This window comes from Mycobacterium persicum (assembly GCF_002086915.1).
In the GTDB taxonomy this organism is placed as follows: domain Bacteria; phylum Actinomycetota; class Actinomycetes; order Mycobacteriales; family Mycobacteriaceae; genus Mycobacterium; species Mycobacterium persicum.
In genome coordinates this window covers 2,152,732-2,170,287 of the sequence record NZ_MWQA01000001.1, presented here as the reverse complement: position 1 = coordinate 2,170,287, position 17,556 = coordinate 2,152,732, and the positions used below count along the sequence as shown (strand labels likewise).

Sequence of the window (17,556 nt, the reverse complement as noted above, 5' to 3'; positions counted from 1 at the left end):
TGACTGTGGTGTGCCTATGACCGCTCACTCTCGAAATGACGCCCGCCCCGAGGTGTCGTGTTGAACGGCCCCGGTGGATCGGTCCGGCGGCGTCGGGTCGACCAGGGGCGACGCGCTCGGTTGCTCGCCGACTTGGAGAACCTATTGCTCGCCGAAGGCTTCAAGCGCCTTACCGTCGACGACATTGCCCAGCGATTGCGGTGTTCCAAAGCCACGTTGTACAGCCTGGCGGGCAGCAAGGAGCAGCTTGCCGTCGTCATCACCAAGCAGTTCTTCCGAACCGCGACCGCCGAGATCGAGGAGGCCATCGCCGCGGTCACCGATCCCCGGGTGCGCATCTCGGTCTATCTCGCGGCGATCGGATCGGCGATGAACCGCTGCTCGGCTGCCTTCTACGCGGACATGAAAAGCTACCGCCCCACCGCCGACATCTATCGCGTTAACTCCGCCGTCGCAGCGCGCCGGGTCCAGCAGTTCATTGCCGACGGTATCGATGCCGGTGCGCTGCGCGACGTCAACGGCCTGTTCGTCGGACAGTTGATCGCGTTGGCAATCGATGGCGTGCACTCGGGCGCACTGCTCGACCCCACCGGCCTTACCGCCGGCCAGGCCTATCACGAAATCGCCGACCTGCTGCTGCACGGTCTCAACGCGTCACCCGCACCGACTCAGGCCGGGCGCTCGTAAGTCCATGCCCGCCGTGGCGCGGCGTCGGGAGGCGTCGTTTACTGGTCGGTGGCAGCATGCGGCGCGATCAATCGGAGCAGATCATGCGGGAAACAGTCATCGTCGAAGCCGTCCGTACCGCTATAGGCAAGCGCAATGGCGGATTGTCCGGCATCCATCCCGCAGACCTCTCCGCGGTGGTGCTCAACGAACTGCTGGAGCGCACCGGGGTCGGACCAGACATCATCGACGACGTGATCTGGGGCTGCGTGTCCCAGGTCGGCGACCAGTCCAGCAATATCGGCCGCTTCGCGGTCCTGGCCGCGGGCTGGCCGGAGAGCGTTCCGGGCACCACCGTCAACCGGGCTTGCGGATCCAGCCAGCAGGCTTTGGACTTCGCGGTGCACGCGGTGATGTCGGGCCAGCAGGACATCGTGGTGGCCGGCGGTGTCGAGGTGATGAGCCGGGTACCGCTTGGGTCCGCCAGGGCAACGGGACTGCCGTACGGCCCGAAAGTGCTTGCCCGCTATGACAACTTCTCGTTCAACCAGGGCCTGTCGGCCGAGATGATCGCCAAGAAGTGGGGCTTGTCCCGCACCCAACTCGACGAGTACTCCGCGTTGTCTCATCAGCGGGCCGCCGCGGCCCAGGACAGCGGCGCCTTCATCGAGCAGATCGTCCCGGTATTCGCCGCCGACGGCACCGTCGTCAATGCCGACGAGGGCGTGCGACGCGGGACGACCGTCGAGAAGCTGGCCGCGCTCAAGCCGGCCTTCGTCGAGGACGGGGTGATCCACGCCGGCAACTCGTCGCAGATCTCCGACGGCGCCGCGGCACTACTGGTGACGACCTCGCAGCTGGCGCTGGAGCTGGGCTTGACGCCGATCGTGCGGTACCGCGCCGGCGCGGTCACCGGCGCGGACCCCGTTTTAATGCTCACCGGACCGGTTCCGGCGACCGAGAAGGTGCTGCGCAAGTCCGGCATCGCCGTGGAGGAAATCGGCGTCTTCGAAGTCAACGAGGCCTTCGCGCCGGTGCCGCTGGCCTGGCTGGCCGAGACCGGGGCCGACCCGGATCGGCTGAACCCGCTCGGTGGCGCGATCGCGCTCGGTCACCCGCTGGGCGCCTCCGGCGCGGTGCTGCTGACGCGCATGGTTCATCACATGCGCGACAACGGAATTCGCTACGGCCTGCAGACCATGTGCGAAGGTGGCGGCACCGCCAATGCCACGGTGGTCGAGCTGATGAATTGAGCCCGCCCGACGGTGAATCTGACAACCGACTCGGCGTGTCCCGTCGCCGATTTCACGGTCGGCGCGCGTTTGACGGCGGCCACCTCCTATGGAAATCTCATACTCATGAGTGAGAGGGAGGTTCTCGTGAGCGATTTCGGCGAGCTGGACTTCTTCCGCGACCGCCGGCTCGTCGAGAATCCTTACCCCTATTACGAGGCGCTGCGGGAGCGCTGCCCGGTGACCCGCGAAAACCACTACGGGGTGACCATGGTGACCGGCTGGGATGAAGCGGTGGCGGTGTTGAACGACGCCGAGACGTTCTCCTCGTGCATCTCGGTGACCGGGCCGTTTCCCGGTTTCCCGGTACCGCTCGAGGGTGACAACGTCACCGAGCTGATCGAGCAGCACCGCGACGAGCTGCCGTTCAGTGACCAGCTGCCGACGCTGGACCCGCCCACACATACCAACCATCGCGCCCTGTTGATGCGGCTGATCACCCCCAAGCGCCTCAAGGAGAACGAGGACGCCATGTGGCTACTCGCCGACCGGGTGCTCGACGGGTATTTGGCTGGGGGTCAGGGCGATTTCATCAAGAGCTTCGCGAGCCCGTTCACGTTGCTGGTCATCGCCGACTTGCTCGGGGTGCCCGACGAAGATCGCGACGCGTTCGTCAACAACATTCACCGTCACGCCGGTGGCGGGGTGGGCGGCACCGGCGAGAAACCGCTGGCGCACAACCCGCTGGAATTTCTCTACGGAACCTTTGCCGACTATGTCCGGGACCGTCGCCGGCACCCTCGTGACGACGTGCTGACCGGTCTGGCCACCGCCACCTTCCCCGACGGCTCCATTCCGAGCGTCGAAGACGTGGCCCGGGTCGCCTGCAATGTCTTTTCGGCGGGCCAGGAAACCACCGTGCGGTTGTTGGGGGCCGCCTTGCAGGTCATCGGGGAGCGACGCGACATCCAGACGCAGTTGCGCAAGGACCGCAGCCTGATCCCCAACTTCATCGAGGAAGCGCTGCGCATCGAGAGCCCGGTCAAGGGCGACTTCCGCTTGTCCCGGGTGCCGGTCAACGTCGGCGGCGTCGACCTGCCCGCGGGCACGACCGTGATGATTCTGCAAGCGGCCGCCAACCGCGATCCGCGCCGGTTCACCGAACCCGCCACGTTCGACCCGGCCCGCAAGAACGCCCGCCAGCATCTCTCGTTCGGGCGGGGGATCCACAGTTGTCCCGGTGCGCCGCTGGCGCGCGCCGAGACCCGGGTGGCGCTGGAGCGGCTGCTGGACCGGACGTCGGACATCAGGATCAGCGAGTGGATGCACGGCGCGGCGAATGACCGGCGCTACCAATACGTTCCGACCTACATCCTGCGCGGGCTGACCGAGCTGCACCTGGAGTTCACGCCGACATGAGGGTGTGGGTTGACGACCAGTGCTGCCGCGGCCACGGCATGTGCCTGACGCTGTGCCCGGAGGTGTTCAGTCTCACCGACGACGGCTATGCCGTGGCGATATCATCTGATGTCCCAACCGAATTCGAGGTGGCCGCCCGCGAGGCCATCGAATGCTGCCCGGAGCAGGCGATTAGCGAGCGCTGAGGGGATCAGCCGGGTAGGCCGTCTACTCCCGCGGCTCCCGTGGCGCCGGTCCGACCTGCGGTACCCGCAATTCCGGGAGCGCTTCCCAATCCACCGTGACCGCCGGCCCCCGGAGTACCGCCCGCACCACCACTGCCGCCGTTGCCGCCGCGCGGGCGCCGATCGTGTCGGCCTTTTTGCCGTCCACTTCGTCGCCCGCACTGGCCCCTTGCCGCCACCGGGGCGCACGGGCGCTCTCCGCATTCGCAATCGCCGCGTCGATATGCTCCGAATGCGTTGCAGCAGTGGATAACAGCGCAGGCTGTCGTGGTTCCGTGCTTGCAGCAGCGACGGCAGACACGCCCTAGTCGGTGAGCGAAATCGCTTGGCGGGGGCACTGCCGCACCGCCTCGCGCACCAGCGCCTCGTTCTCGGGAGTGACCTCCGGCTGCAAGACGGTCAGCATGTCGTCGTCGCCGACCCGGAACACCTCCGGCGCGATGCCCATGCATACCGCGTTGCTCTCGCACAGATCCCAATCGACTTCGATTCTCATTGCGGCCTCCTCACCGCAGCACCCGCACCGGCACGTTCTGCCAGCCCAGGACATTTTGCATGTGGACCCGGTTGCAATTCGCCCAGTCAACCTCGTAGCGAGGCATGAAGTCCAGTAGCTTCTCCAGCGCGATTGCGCTTTCCATCCGGGCCAGCGCCGCGCCCAGACAGCTGTGAATCCCATACCCGAAGCCGAGATTGGTGGCTTCGTGCGGGTCGCGGTCGATGTCGAACACGTCGGGGTCGGTCCAGGCTTGCGGATCGCGGTTGGCGGCGCCGTTGATGAGGAACACCGGCTTACCTGCCGGGATGGTGACACCGTGCAGCTCGACGTCTCTCATCGAACGGCGGACCTGATACTGCGACGGCGCCTCGTAGCGCAGCAATTCTTCGACGGCGGCGGGGATCTTGCTGCGATCGTCGAGCAACTTCTGCCATTGGTCGGGAAACCGGGCGAACACCACCGGCGCATTGCCGACCAGCTTGGTCACCGTCTCGGCACCGGCCCCGCCCAATAATGTTGCGAAGCCAGCTATTTCGAGGTCGTCGAGCTTGGTGAGCTGTCCGTCTTCGCGTTCAATCTCGGCGGTGATCAACTTGGTGAACAGGTCGTCGCGCGGTTCGGCACGACGTTGCTGGACCTGGTCGTAGTAGAGCATCGCCGTGTTGATGTTGGCTTGCATGCCCTTTTCGCCGACCTCCACCTGTCCGGGCTCGCGGTGCAACGACTCGTCAATCCAATGCCGCACTTGCTGGGCATATTCCTCGGGCACTCCCAGCATGGTCGTGATCACTTCGACCGGGAACGGGCCGGAAAACTCCTGCACCGCGTCGAAACCCATGGGATCAACCGCGCCCAGGTACTTGTCGATCTTGTCGATGACCGTCCGCCGCTGCGACTGAATGGCGCGCGGCGTGAAGACCTTGTTGAGCAGGCTGCGCATGTGGCGGTGCTCGGGAGGATCCATGAAGATGATCGCCTTGTGCGGCGACGGCTGCCCGGTTCGCACCATCGCAAGGTCGATTCCGTAGGCCGACGAGTACGTCTGGAAGTCCTTGAGTCCCGCGGCCACATCAGCGTGGCGGGTGAGCGCGTAGAAGTCGTATTCCTCGCTGTAGTAGACCGGCGCTTCTTCCTGCATCCGCCGGTAGGTGTCCCAGGGACCGTTGAAGAATTCCTCGGAGAACGGATCGAAGACAACCTTCGAGGTGGTCATGGCACACTCCTCGGGCACCGGGTTGCGGACGAAATCGTTACGACTGAGCGTTCGACTGTAACGGTAACGGTAGCGGCTTCGGGAGCGCAGCGCCACGCACTCCTGCACGAACGCAAAGACCTTGCGGTGATAGTCGGCGGCGCTGTGACCAAGGCTGAGATTGTGCCCGGCGTCGGCCTGCAGCTCGCTGACGAAATGCGGCGCGGCCGAGAACATGTCGGCGATTTCCGCCAAGGCTTGAGGGTCGGACCGAAAGACATTGTCGTGGCGGCCCAGCGTGAACCGCACCGGGATCCGGACCGCAGGCGCCAGCGCGGGGAAGTCCCGGTGCGTCCAGTTCAGCGCCACGGCCCGCTCATACCGCGGAGCCGCCGAGTTCGTGATTGCCCGGACGATGTCGGCCGGATACAACCGCATCGGCTCCCACAGCAGCTCGCGGACCCCTGGGGGACGGTCCTGCTCGGCGGCCGCTCGCATGACCTCCTTGGCGGCGGGGTGGTAGCGCCTTCCGGTACCGCCCAGTTCGACGCCGAGCAGCTCGGCGCCGAGCGGGCTGGCAGCCATCCGCAGCGCCAACTCGCAGCCACCGGAATGGCCCATCAGGAACAGGCCCGCGCCGCGTGGGCGCTGTCCGAGGATGCGCTGCACGGCTCCGAAGGCAAGGGCGACGCGCTGCTGCGGACTTTGCACCGCCTCGGGATACGGCGCCGAGCTGCCGTGGCCGGGGCGGTCGAGCGCGATGACGGTGAAACCCAAAGTCGCGCCGAGCCGTAACAACGACAGCTGCGGGTGGCCTGGGCAGTCGAAATACGTCGATGTGGTGCCGCCGCCGTGCAGGGCCACCACGACCGCCCGGGGATCTGGAACCTCGGCGGCCAGCCCCGACATCGGTACGCCGTCGACCACCACCACCCGGGGACGGACAAGAGCCGGGTTCATGGCTCGGCTCGCAGCAGCAGCACACCGCTGGGCGTCAGGCCGCCGCTGCTGACCACACCGACACGGGCGCCGGCAACCTGGCGCGCGCCGGCTTCGCCGCGCAGCTGGCTGACGGCCTCGTGCAGCAGACCCATTCCGTGGGTGCGGCCGTGCGAGAGCTGGCCGCCGTGGGTGTTCAACGGCAGCACACCGTCGCGGGCGATGTTCTTGCCGCCGTCCAGGAATTCTTTGGCTTCACCGATTCCGCAGAATCCCAGTGCCTCGATCCACGACAGGCAATTCATGGTGAACCCGTCGTAGAGCTCGGCGACGTCGACATCGTCGGGCCGCAGCGATGTCCGCGTCCACAGATGCGCCGCCTGGCCCAGCACCTGCGGCTCGTGGGTCAACGTGCTCTGGTCCCAGTCGATGCGCTCGATGATCTGGGTTCCGACGGCCTCCACCAGCACCGGCGGTTTGGCCAGGTCGCGAGCGGCGTCGACGGCGGAGACGACGACGGCGACCGCGCCGTCGCACGGCACGTCGCAGTCGTAGAGACCGAACGGCGTGGTGATGGGCCGAGCATCGAGGTAGTCCGCCATCGTCATCGGCGACCGATAGACCGCGGTGGGGTTGAGTTCGGCATTGGCGCGCTGGTTCAGCGCGATCCAGCCCAGCGTCTCTTTCGTGGTGCCGTAACGGTGAAAGTGCCGCTGCGCGTTGATCGCCAGGGTGTGCGCCGCCGAAGTGGCGCCGAACGGGAGCTGCCAGCTGGTGGTGCGACCCCCGGATCCAAATGAGGGCGCGATCTTGCCCTGCTTCATCAGCTCGGTGTAAGTGGCTTCCCACAGCGTCCGGAAACACAGCACGTGGCGAGCCAGCCCACCGGCCACGGCGAGCATCGCCGCGATCACCGACCCGCCGGGGCCGAAGGTTTCGATGCCGCCGTTGTGCCAGGTGGGCCGGATGCCCAGGGCCGACTCCAGCGCGGTCACCCCGCCTTCGCCGAACCCGCCGAGATTGCCGCCACCGGGGTAGGTCGACAGGCCGTCGATGTCGGTGAAACTCAGCCCGGCGTCGGCGATGGCGGCCTCGCAGGCATCGATCGTCAGTGACAGCGGTGTCACCATCAGCCGGCGCCCGATGGCCGACATGCCGATGCCGGTGAGGGCGACGTTGTCCTCGAACTTCGTCGTGGTCACCATCGGACGGACGTATTCGCCGAACCGCTGTGGCTCGATCTCGTCGACTGGTGGGTCAGCCGGCTCTGCGACACTGGCCGGCCGGAACAGCGGTAGCCAGACGTCTTCGATCTGCTCGAAGACCACCTCGACGGGCTGACCGAGCTCAAGCCGATCGGGGTCGCACTCGACGACGTTGGTGGTCAGCCGGACGCGCGGATCCTCCGCGATCGCCACCTGGGCAACCACGTACGGCGCCGGCAGGCCGGGCAGGCTGAATCGATGGTTGACGGTGAACCCGGCGAGCGTCGCCCGACCCGAAACGACCCGCACCCCGATCTCGCGGGATCGGCAATAGCGACACACCGGCGCGGGCGGATGGATCAGCGCGTCGCAGGCCCGGCACTGCTGGAACCGCAGTTCGCCGTGCGCGCCTGACGCCCAAAAGAATTCGTTCTCGTCGGTGATCTGGGGCAGCGGACGTCCTGGTGCTGCTGACACTTCACCTCCGCAGGCTGAATCCGGTAGGCCCGTTATGCGAATACGAGAATTACGTTATCATCTTGGCACGCCACTCCCCGGGCCGTGATGTATCGGCCGACTGCGGTTGCCCGTCGATCGCGCGTCGAAACTGCGCTCAGCGTGCAATCTCGTGGCCGCCACCGCAGACCCGGTCACCGAGGTGATCAGCCAGGCGCAGCGTCCGGTCAACGCGTGAATCCCCACTGCGCTTCGTTGGACTCGGTCTTGAGATTAGCCGCGGGATCCTCCGGGCTGGCGACGTACGGGTGAGCGACTTCCGGTGGGCGGTCACCGATTTCGGTGATGGCGTGCACCGGGCAGTCCAGCAGTGCCCGGATGACCGCATCGCGGTCCTGCTCCCGCACGGTGCCGTCGCCGGCCAGGCACGCATATCCCCAGTCGTCGAGCGAGAAGTAGGCCGGGGCGTGCCTGGCGCACGCGCCGAAGCCGTCGCAGACGGTGCGGTCCAGACGGATTCTCATGGCTGTCCCACCATCGCCGCCGCCTGGTAAGGGCGGTCGGCGCGAAATGCGCCGGCACTGCACTCCTGGCAGCGGCCGCTCAGATGGCGGGCCACCTCGTCGGGAAACTGGTCCAGCAGTGTCCCGGCGACGTTGGTGGCGGCGTCCAGCGTCGCGCAGGCGCCACGTCCGCGTAACACCACCGACCAGCGACGTAGCCGGTCGAGATCCTCCTGTGTCGCGGCGAAGTCGCGCAGCGCCGCGCCGACGGCGGCCATGGCGGCCGTGCCGTTGAAACACGAACCGCACTGCCCGGCGTTCTCGCGGTCGAAGTAGGCCAGCACCGACGCCGCCACCGCGACCGGGCAGTCGTCGGTGATCACCGATATCGCGCCGCAGCCCAAACCGCTGCCGGCTCGCCGTATCGTCTCGTGGTCCAGGGTGGTGTCCAGCACACCGCGGTTGAGCAGGCCGGCGAAGTAACCGCCCATCAGGGTTCCGCGCACCTGCTCGGACGAGACGCCGTGCAGCGCAAGCAATTCGGTGAAACGCAAGCCGTGCGGGAGTTCGTAGAGTACCGGCGGGCGGCTGGCGCCGGTGAGGGTGGCCAGAAAGGTCCCCGGTGATGACAGCGTGCCCTGCGTCCGAAACGCCGCCGACCCGTGTCGCTGCAGGTAGGGGAGATTGGCCAGGGTCTCGACGTTGCTCACCAGCGTGGGCCGGCCGCCGACACCGACTTCGAATGGACGCGGTGGTTTGTCGGTCGGTTTGGCCGGGCCACCGTTGATCGCGCGGACGGCCGCGGTCTCCTCGCCGGCCACGTATCCGGGTGGCACGGTCCACACGCTGATCGCGACACCCCCGGATAGCTCGGGGTGCAGTTCGGCGAGCGCGGTTTCGGCGCTGCGGGCGGCGTCCGGATCGGACACATAGACATAGGCGCGCCTGGCTCCGACTATCGCCGCGGCCAACCGTAGCCCGTCCAGCACCAGGTGCGGACGGTTGCGCAGCAGCCACCGGTCCTTGATCGAAGTAGGTTCTCCCTCTTCGCCGTTCGCGACGACGACGGCGCCGCCGGCGGCACGCCCGTTGCGCCGCACCGCGCGCAACTTCACCCCGAGCGGAAACGCTGCCCCGCCGCGGCCGAGCAGTCCGGCGGATTCGATTTCGTGCAGCACGGTGTCGGCTTCGGCGAGTGGTTGGTAGCCACCCTGCTCCCGATAAGCCGCGATGTCTTCGGGTTCGCGGCCGTCCCGCAGCAACCGGGGCGGGCTGCCCGGCCAGGTTGCCGTCCTGAACATGGTGTCGGTGGCTTCCATCGATTACCCTGCTATCGCTCCGGTTACGCTTGCCCGTATGCGGACTGCGGTGGTGCGGGTCAACGTCGACCCGGCCGGTGTGCTCACGTCTGAGCGGCTACGCGAGGGCATGGCCGCGCTCCGCGGGTTCATTGCCGACATCGGCGCCGAGATGGTCGACAACGACCTCGAAGCCAGGCCGGCCGGCCGCCGCGAGCTGGAACTGCTCATCGCCTGCGACGAGGTCGAAGCGGCCAAGCGAAAGGCAATCAGCTTGTGCGCCAAGGCTTTCAACAGCGCTCCGATGGCCGGGGTGGTCACCTTCATCAGCAGGGGAACCGACGACGACGCCCATGGTGTGCTGTCCGCTTTCGGACTCACCGGCGAGATCACCCGCCGGCACGGTGATGATGGCTTCGACATCGTCTACGTGACCCTGCGCGAAGCCGACCTGGAGCGCGTTCCGGAAAGCCGGATCCACACGGCGCTTGAGGCGTCGCTGAACTGTGAGGTCCACATCCGCACCAGGTGAACGCATCACGGCCCCAGGAATTCGAGGATCGCGGGCGCGGCCTGCACCCAGGTGTCGAACATGTTGAAATGCTTCACTTTTCCCGCGGCCCGTGCTTCGGCGGCACGCTCCCACGCGTCCTCCGGCCAGGGCGGATCGATCAGCACGGATCTTTTGATCAGGCAGCTGACCTCCAGCGAAGTGCGCTTGGGATGATCCCAGTCGTTCTCGCCGCCGCGGATGATCAGTGCGGGAACCTTGATGCGGCCGAACATTTCGTCGTCGACGCCGGGGATCGTCTGTCCCGGTTTGGGGACGAACGCGTTGAGCCAGCGCAACATCACCGCGAGGAACTCTTCGGGGTCCAGATCGAGGAACCGCTGCTTGTTGGCCGGGTTCTGGTCGATGCGGTCGCGCCACTCGGGTACCTTGAGCAGCCCCTCGATACCCGACCAGCGCACCGCCTGGATACTGGGCAGCACGTAGTAGGCGCCCAGCTGATACATGCCGTACACGCCGCCGACGATGTTCCATACCACCAGCTTTTCCACCAGCTCGGGATAGAGCATCGTCGTCAACATGGAATCCCGCGCCCCGCCGGAACCTCCGGCGATGATGCACCGATCGACCCCGAGCGCGCTCAGCACGCCGCGCAGGGTCTCGGCACGCATGTGCGATTCGCTATGACCGTAGAACTGCACATCGGAGGCGCCGCAATTCGGCCGGTCCCACAACAAAACCCGGTAGCCGCCGCCGACCAGTGCCTCGGCCAGCGGACGTAGGCCGGGAATGTCCTTGCCAAATCGGCCGCCTGGTGTCAGGACAATCAGATCCCCTGACGCACCGAGGATTTCGTACACCACGACGCCGCCGTTCACTTCGATGGCAGACTGGGCCGGCGGCGTCATGCCATCACCAGCACGTCGTTGCCCACCACGCGGACCGGGTAGGTGCGAATGCTCCATTCCGGTTTGACCGCCGTCGTCCCGGTCGCCAGCTCGAAACCCCATTGATGCCAAGGGCAGTAGATGTATTCCAGATCGCGGACCATGACCGCGTCGCCGGGGGCGCTTTCGTCGACGACGGTGCGTCCCCGGGCGCGTCCCGAGCACAGCGGACCGCCTTGGTGCGGGCAGTAATTCGCGATGGCATAGAAGGTGCCGTTGACGTTGTAGACACCGACGCCGTGCCGCCCGATGGGCACCAGTTTGTGGGTGCCCGGCGGAATCTCATTCACCGTCGCGACGACATGCTCGCGGCCCTGGGCGAGACGAGGCCAGGGCTGTGTGGGTCGCCCCGCAATTTCCGAGGTCAATTCAGAGCACCCGCGTCTGGCCCTCGAGCACCGGCACCGTCTCGGGCAGGTGATAGGTCTCGATGCCGTTCTGGTACATCACCGCATCCCGGGCAGCTTTGGGCAAGTGCTTGACCAACCAGCGCGGGTCGTCGAACGTCCAGTGCGGGTAGTCGGAGGAGAAGAGCAGGATCTTCTCGCATTCCATCCATTCCAGTGCTCGGGTCAGTTCGGTCTTGTCCTCCGGGTAGTCCAGCGGCTGGGTGGTGAACTTGATGTGTTCCTTGACGTACTCCGACGGCTTGCGCTTGATGTCCACCCGGGATTTGCGCGCCGCGTAGATCGCATCCATGCGCCACATCAGCGGCAGGATCCAGGTGAACGCATGCTCGACAAAGACGATCCGCAGTGTGGGGAACCGGTCGAAGACGCCGTCGAAGATCAGGCTCATCACCTGGTTTGCCGCCAGCAGCGAGTAGGTCACCATGAAGTCGTGGTTGTAGCTGGGGAACCCGACCGGCGGCGTTGGCAGCATCTCGTAGTTGCTGCGCGATAGGTGACAACTCACGGTGATGTCGTGCTTGGTTGCGGCCGCCCAGATCGGGTTGTACATCGGGTGGCCCCATGACGGCCGCGGCTCGGCCTTGATCAGCACCTGCGCCATGTAGGGGTGTCCGGCCCATTCCTCGATTTCGCGGGCCGCCCCTTCGGGGTCCTCGACCGCCGCGCAGATCGAACCGCGCCAGCGCTGATGCCAATTGTTGTGGCCGTCGAGCCAGTGATTGGCCTGCCAGTGATTGAGTGCGGTCGAATATGCCTGGTGCGCTTCGGGTAGGCGTGGCGTGCGGCCGCCGGGCTCCAGGATCGCGATGTCGGAGCCGGCCTCCATGATCAGCTGGCGAAAGGCCATATCCGGGTCGCTGCCGGGAAATTCGCCGTCGGGAGGGAAGGTGTCGACGCGCATCGCGAAGCTGTGGGCGTAGTCGGGGGCGTCGTAGTAGATCAGCTCGCCAACCTTGTGTTCGAGGAAGAATTTGCTGCGCCACGGCTCCGGGATGTACTCCGATATTTCACCGCGTCTGGGCATCGGGTGCACGTCGGAGTCGACGCACCGGACGGCGATGCGCTCGGCGGCGGGAACGCGTTCGTGCAGATGGGTCAGCGTCATCGTGATCTCCTCAGTCCCGTGTCGTCCCCTTGTCATAATTGTGCGACTACCCCCGGCTAACCTCTAGCGAGTCGACGGAAATCTCGATCCCGTAGAGGTCGGCGGCGTTGCGCCAGCACAACTTCTCGCGTTGTTCGGCGGATGGCGCCGTGGCCAGCTTCCGGATGTCCCAGCACTGCCAGTGCGGATAGCTGGAGCCGAACATCACCATGTTCTCCTTGCCGGTGAAAGCCAGCCACTCACCGGCGAAGTCGGCATCGCCGGGACCGTCGAGACCGCCCTGCACGAAATACACGTGACCGGGCAGGTAGTCGCTCGGTATCCGCGGCGACCACGGGGTCTGTTCCAGGTGCGGCCGACCGAACACGTCCATCCGCCAGATGAACGGTGTCAGGAAGTCCGCGGCGCCGTCGGCCCAGACGAACTTCAGGTTGCCGAAGCGCTCGAACACCCCCTCGGCGATCATGTTCATCAGGTGGTAGAGGTAGTTCAGCGCCATGAAGCCGACGTACTGCTCGTAGGTGCGGGTATGTCCGGAGGGCGTGGGCGGAAATCCGATCCCTTCGCCGGATTCGATGTGGACCGCCACCGGCAGGTTCGCGTCGGCCGCGGCTTCCCACAACGGCCAGAACTGTGGCTTGCCGTAGACCTCGCGGGACTGCAGCGGAACGCCGATCTGAACGACACGCGGGTGGGCGCGCCACTTTTCGATTTCGCGGAGCGCGCCGGCGATGTCGTCGGGGTTGACCCGGATGGTGCCGCGGAACTTCTCGCCGAACCGATCGTGCTCGAGCCAGCGCGACACCATCATCTCGTTGTGGGCGGCGTGCAGCGCGCTGCCGAGGTGCCGGTCGGGCATGATGCCGCGGCCCATCGGATGCAGGATCGCCACGTCGACACCGCGTTTGGAAAAGAGTTCGGCGGCAACGAGTTCCACGTTGGAACCGGGGTATTCGCGGTTCGCCCCCTCGGCGTTCGGGGCGTACTCGCCGCCGGGCGCTCCGTACCAGTCCATCTCATAGTCGGGAAAGCCGCGGCTCTTGAACGGCTCACGCAGGAAGCCGCGCAGGTCTTTGTTGGACGGAAAGAAGATGTGCACGCTGGCATCGATGACCGGCGTGCGCGTTCCCTCGGCATCCTCGATCACGAAACCCACCCTCCGGCTTCGGCGACGACGAGCCCGGCCAGGGCATCTGATAGGCAACCTAACATTTCCGTCGGTCGCCGATCAACGCCTTTCCGGTAAGCATCTCGGTTAATCATCTGCCCTGCTACGCGGTGTCGTGCCGGCCATATTGCCAGTGTTGTTCTTCAATACGGATAATATCATTCTCTCCTCGGTTGAGGAGCGCGCTCTAAGCGGGATTCCGAATGCAGGGATGGACTTCGGCCCGCGGATCCCGCGTCGGCCGCCGCGATCGGCAACGGCTAGTTGCACGCCCAGTCGACGATCCGCCCGCCACCCAGGTTGGTCATGGCGTGTGCTTCTGCCGCGCTGCGGTTGTACCCGTAACCGCCGTGGTACTTCGCGCCGTCGTGGGCGACCGCGCCGCATCGGGTGAAGACGCTGACCACTGTGCACGTTTCGATCCCACACAGCTCCAAGGCACGCTGCTTGGCCTGTGCCTTGGAGAGGTGCCGCCACGCCTTGCCATTCGACCCGTCGTGTCCGTAGGCGATGGCGCCGTAGTAAACAGGGAACGGCGGCATATTGGACACATCGGTCATCTCACCCCGGTGGGTATGGGCGTCTGCCGGATGGATCTGCGTGACGGTAATTGCGGCCGCAACCGCCAAACCCGACACTGCCAGTACAATTCGGCGGCGAAGCTTTCCGGTACCTTCCTCGGCTCTACTCACCTGGGCTCACCTCCACCACAACCTCACTGTTCTCGATGCCCCGATGGATGAGGGCGCTGCCGCTACATGACACGCGATATTTACTTGGGCGAAATATTTACCATCTACACTACCGGGGCCTTGACCGGTGCCTGGCTGCGTGAATCGGGCTTCATAGGCAATTCATGACGTGGGGGGTTGGCCGTCGCCGCACGCCGGCAATCTCGAACATCGGCACGTCATGCCCTCGGGTGCTGGGAATGCCCCCGACCGGAGTGGTTTCCTGGCTGGGCATCGCCTGCGGGTAGGGCACCCGGTAGTGCGGGTTCAAGTCAACGGTTCCCACGCGTAGCCGACGCCGAAGCAGTCCGGCCACTCCACCGAACCGAGAGAACGCGGTGCAAACGGGCCCGGAATTTTCGGCCGGTCGTTTCTTGGCCCGCACTTTTCGCTGGCCGCGATCGGTGATTTGCGGTTCGCCCTGGCTGGGTCAATACCGATTCACATACCGGCCAGAAAACTTCCCTGTATCTATAAATGCTGGTTATTGGTTGATCGTTTTTTTCGTTTGATATCGTGGATCAGCCGCGGGACGATCCTTCCGGCAGGAGGCTAGTCGCCGCTAAGTGCAAACAATGCAAAATGTGCCGAAATCAAACCAGAGCCTGTTCGCGGCATTGCTGGCCAATTATCTGGACCCGTGGGGGATATGTGATTCGAGTTGCCGGCGGCAGCACCTCAATCGTGGCGTATTTCGGCTTTTTCTTCCGGCCGGTAGTGGGCCGCTACGCGTGGGTGAATGTGTGACGCATCGCCGAAGTAGACCTCATGGATCCGAATGTAACCCGCCCAATCGAATTTGGGCCAATCAAGGTGGTCAACGTCGAACTCTTTGATGGTTTCAGTATGACTAGTTTGATTTTCATGAAGGCCATGTATCGCCGGTGGAGGGAGTGGGAATGTTGGTTCAGTTTTCGTGCTTGCCGCCGGAGGTTAATTCGGCGCGGATGTATTCGGGTGCGGGGTCGGGCTTGGTGGCCACGAATTTTTGGGCCGCAACGCGGCGGCGATCGCGACGACCGAAAGTGTGTACACCGAGATGTGGGCCCAAGATGTCGCCGCGATGATCGGCTACCACGCCAGGGCGCGAACCGGCGTCAGATAGCAGCACCCCACCCGAATACACACCCGGCACCGGCATTGGTAGATCTTAGGAGGACCAGCTATGTCATTTGTGACCATCGAGCCGCAGGCATTGCACTGTGCGGCAACCGATCTGGCAAATGTCGGTACGGTATTTAGCCAAGCCAGCGCCGCCGCGGCCACCCCGACCACCGCGCTGCTACCGGCCGGCGCCGACGAGGTATCGGCAGCGATGGCCACCGTGCTGACCCGCCAAGGCCTCACCTGGCAGGCGCTCAGCCGCGACTACGAATGGCTTCACCGGCAGTTTGTCGACCTGCTCAACGGCAGCACCGAGAAATACTGGATCACCGAGATCGACAACGCCGCTCACAATGCGATCAACACCGCCAACGCCGACAGCGAATGGCTTGTGGGGCGCCCGATGATCGGTAACGGCGCCAACGGGCTCAACGGCACCGGACAAAACGGTGGCGCCGGCGGCTGGCTGTGGGGCAACGGCGGCAACGGCGGATCAGGCGCCGCCGGCCACAACGGGGGCAACGGCGGAGCGGCCGGACTCTTCGGTCACGGGGGCAACGGCGGAGCCGGCGGAACCGGCGCCAACGGCGGCAACGGCGGCCACGGCGGACTACTGGTTGGCAACGGCGGCAATGGCGGAGTTGGTGGCGCCGCGACCACAAATGGCGGTGCGGGCGGCAACGGCGGCAACGGCGGAGCCGCCGGACTCATCGGCAACGGCGGCAACGGCGGGGCCGGCGGAGCGGGCGCAAACGGCGCAAACAGCGAGTTAGCTGGTGGCACCGGTGGCACCGGTGGCAACGGGGGCAATGGTGGAACCGGCGGCAACGGCGGAGAAGCCGGACTGTTCGGCAATGGGGGCAATGGTGGGGCTGGCGGAGCCGGTGGGACTGGTGGGTCCGGCAGTGGTGCTGGAAACAATGCAACTGGCGGTAACGGCGGAGCAGGTGGAGCCGGTGGTGCTGGTGGAGCCGCGCGATGGTTCGGCGATGGTGGTGCCGGCGGGGCCGGCGGACAAGGCGGGGCGGGAGGTAGTTCAGCGCAAGTTATGTACGCCACCGGTGGTTCTGGTGGGGCTGGCGGTACTGGCGGGGCCGGTGGTGCCGGCGGCCTCTGGTTAGGATCTGGCGGCTCCGGCGGGGCCGGTGGTACCGGGGGCGAAGGTGGGAGCTCTTACGGCGGCGCCGCCGGAGGATCTGGAGGTGACGGCGGTGCCGGGGGAGACGGCGGTATTGGCGGACTGATCGGAAACGGTGGGGAAGGCGGCAATGCCGGACAGGGCGGGGCTGGCGGCGAAGGTGAATTTGTGGGGAGTAATGGGGCCGGTAACACCGGTGGCTCTGGCGGGGACGCGCTGTTTATCGGTAACGGTGGCGCCGGCGGCGCCGGGACGGGTCGTGCCGCGGGCGGCGTCGGCGGCCACGGCGGACTGTTGTATGGAAACGGAGGCAGTGGCGGATTAGGCGGAAGCGGCGTTAACTACGTCGGCGGAAACGGCGGCAACGGCGGCGCAGCCGGACTGTTCGGCAATGGCGGCAACGGTGGAGCAGGCGGAGCAGGCGGAGCCGCGAACGGCGTTATCGGCGTGGGAGGCATTGGCGGTAACGGCGGCGCAGCCGGGTTGTTCGGCAATGGGGGCGATGGTGGGTCTGCTGGCGTGGGCCAAACCGGCGGTAACGGGGGTGACCGCGGTAACGGCGGACCGTTGTATGGCGATGGCGGAGCCGGCGCTAACGGCGGCACTGGTGGCCACGGTGAAGTCGGCGCCGCTGGCGGATCCGGAGGCAACGGCGGCGCCGGAGGAGACGGCGGTACTAGTGGACTGATCGGAAGCGGTGGGGACGGCGGCAATGCCGGGCACGGCGGGGTCGGCGGCTCGGGGCAATGGACAGGGAGCAATGGCGCCGGTAACGCCGGTGGAACCGGCGGGGACGCGCGGTATTTCGG

The 17,556-nt window shown here is 66.0% G+C and carries 18 protein-coding genes and 2 pseudogenes; 7 read left to right on the top strand and 13 right to left on the bottom strand.

Translation table 11 applies throughout. The features are described 5' to 3' along the window. The first annotated feature begins 60 nt into the window (after nt 1-60). From B4U45_RS09695 to B4U45_RS09680, 4 genes are all read left to right on the top strand, one after another. Nucleotides 61-687 carry a TetR/AcrR family transcriptional regulator gene (locus tag B4U45_RS09695; RefSeq protein WP_240316502.1) on the top strand — a complete coding sequence of 209 codons (627 nt, stop codon included), beginning with the start codon at nt 61-63 and terminating at the stop codon, nt 685-687. Nucleotides 688-770: 83 nt separating this feature from the next. Further along, complete coding sequence (locus tag B4U45_RS09690) at nt 771-1,919, top strand: thiolase family protein (RefSeq protein ID WP_075548211.1); 1,149 nt, start codon at nt 771-773, stop codon at nt 1,917-1,919. Between the two features lie 105 nt (nt 1,920-2,024). Further along, nucleotides 2,025-3,317: a cytochrome P450 gene (locus tag B4U45_RS09685; protein ID WP_075548210.1), complete on the top strand. Its 1,293-nt coding sequence runs from the start codon at nt 2,025-2,027 to the stop codon at nt 3,315-3,317. Next, nucleotides 3,314-3,502 carry a ferredoxin gene (locus B4U45_RS09680; protein WP_075548197.1) on the top strand — a complete coding sequence of 63 codons (189 nt, stop codon included), beginning with the start codon at nt 3,314-3,316 and terminating at the stop codon, nt 3,500-3,502. The genes B4U45_RS09685 and B4U45_RS09680 overlap by 4 nt, the downstream gene beginning before the upstream one ends. A 22-nt stretch (nt 3,503-3,524) precedes the next feature. Here B4U45_RS09680 and B4U45_RS09675 read toward each other — a convergent pair whose 3' ends face one another. From B4U45_RS09675 to B4U45_RS09645, 7 genes and pseudogenes are all read right to left on the bottom strand, one after another. Continuing rightward, nucleotides 3,525-3,689, bottom strand: a complete 165-nt coding sequence (locus tag B4U45_RS09675; RefSeq protein ID WP_158006367.1) for a hypothetical protein — start codon at nt 3,687-3,689, stop codon at nt 3,525-3,527. A 156-nt stretch (nt 3,690-3,845) separates the two neighbouring features. Further along, nucleotides 3,846-4,037 carry a ferredoxin gene (locus tag B4U45_RS09670; RefSeq protein WP_075548196.1) on the bottom strand — a complete coding sequence of 64 codons (192 nt, stop codon included), beginning with the start codon at nt 4,035-4,037 and terminating at the stop codon, nt 3,846-3,848. A 10-nt stretch (nt 4,038-4,047) separates the two neighbouring features. Further along, nucleotides 4,048-5,253: a cytochrome P450 gene (locus B4U45_RS09665; RefSeq protein ID WP_075548209.1), complete on the bottom strand. Its 1,206-nt coding sequence runs from the start codon at nt 5,251-5,253 to the stop codon at nt 4,048-4,050. Nucleotides 5,254-5,415: 162 nt separating this feature from the next. After that, nucleotides 5,416-6,141, bottom strand: a pseudogene (locus B4U45_RS09660) (alpha/beta fold hydrolase); the annotation flags it as partial. A 47-nt stretch (nt 6,142-6,188) separates the two neighbouring features. Beyond that, the gene (locus B4U45_RS09655; protein WP_075548195.1) at nt 6,189-7,853 is read right to left on the bottom strand and encodes a thiolase C-terminal domain-containing protein; all 1,665 of its coding nucleotides are present in this window, start codon (nt 7,851-7,853) and stop codon (nt 6,189-6,191) included. Between the two features lie 206 nt (nt 7,854-8,059). Continuing rightward, the gene (locus B4U45_RS09650) at nt 8,060-8,356 is read right to left on the bottom strand and encodes a ferredoxin (RefSeq protein ID WP_075548194.1); all 297 of its coding nucleotides are present in this window, start codon (nt 8,354-8,356) and stop codon (nt 8,060-8,062) included. Continuing rightward, nucleotides 8,353-9,654, bottom strand: coding sequence for an NADH-ubiquinone oxidoreductase-F iron-sulfur binding region domain-containing protein (locus B4U45_RS09645; protein ID WP_075548193.1), 1,302 nt, complete (start codon nt 9,652-9,654; stop codon nt 8,353-8,355). The genes B4U45_RS09650 and B4U45_RS09645 overlap by 4 nt, the downstream gene beginning before the upstream one ends. A 37-nt stretch (nt 9,655-9,691) precedes the next feature. Here B4U45_RS09645 and B4U45_RS09640 point away from each other — a divergent pair, with 37 nt between their 5' ends. After that, nucleotides 9,692-10,165: a hypothetical protein gene (locus tag B4U45_RS09640; RefSeq protein ID WP_075548192.1), complete on the top strand. Its 474-nt coding sequence runs from the start codon at nt 9,692-9,694 to the stop codon at nt 10,163-10,165. 5 nt (nt 10,166-10,170) lie between these two features. Here the strand turns inward: B4U45_RS09640 and B4U45_RS09635 are convergent, their stop codons facing one another. The 6 genes from B4U45_RS09635 to B4U45_RS09610 all read right to left on the bottom strand — a co-directional run bounded on the left by B4U45_RS09635 (nt 10,171) and on the right by B4U45_RS09610 (nt 14,821). After that, complete coding sequence (locus tag B4U45_RS09635; protein WP_075548191.1) at nt 10,171-11,052, bottom strand: alpha/beta fold hydrolase; 882 nt, start codon at nt 11,050-11,052, stop codon at nt 10,171-10,173. After that, nucleotides 11,049-11,459: a Rieske (2Fe-2S) protein gene (locus B4U45_RS09630; RefSeq protein WP_075548190.1), complete on the bottom strand. Its 411-nt coding sequence runs from the start codon at nt 11,457-11,459 to the stop codon at nt 11,049-11,051. The genes B4U45_RS09635 and B4U45_RS09630 overlap by 4 nt, the downstream gene beginning before the upstream one ends. A 1-nt stretch (nt 11,460) precedes the next feature. Continuing rightward, a complete protein-coding gene (locus B4U45_RS09625) occupies nt 11,461-12,606 on the bottom strand; it encodes an amidohydrolase family protein (protein WP_075548189.1) in 1,146 nt (381 codons plus the stop codon). Nucleotides 12,607-12,652: 46 nt separating this feature from the next. Continuing rightward, nucleotides 12,653-13,753: an amidohydrolase family protein gene (locus tag B4U45_RS09620; RefSeq protein ID WP_075548208.1), complete on the bottom strand. Its 1,101-nt coding sequence runs from the start codon at nt 13,751-13,753 to the stop codon at nt 12,653-12,655. 281 nt (nt 13,754-14,034) lie between these two features. After that, on the bottom strand, nt 14,035-14,466 hold the full coding sequence (locus B4U45_RS09615) for a DUF4189 domain-containing protein (protein WP_075548188.1): 432 nt from the start codon (nt 14,464-14,466) through the stop codon (nt 14,035-14,037). Nucleotides 14,467-14,617: 151 nt separating this feature from the next. Then, nucleotides 14,618-14,821 (bottom strand): hypothetical protein, encoded by a 204-nt coding sequence (locus B4U45_RS09610; protein ID WP_131808329.1) that lies wholly within the window; start codon nt 14,819-14,821, stop codon nt 14,618-14,620. A gap of 672 nt (nt 14,822-15,493) precedes the next feature. Between B4U45_RS09610 and B4U45_RS30350 the strand changes: the two are divergent. Next, a pseudogene (locus tag B4U45_RS30350) lies at nt 15,494-15,604 on the top strand (PPE domain-containing protein); the annotation flags it as partial. 66 nt (nt 15,605-15,670) lie between these two features. Continuing rightward, on the top strand, nt 15,671-17,556 hold a 1,886-nt coding region (locus tag B4U45_RS29825; RefSeq protein WP_277996410.1), incomplete at its 3' end, for a PE family protein.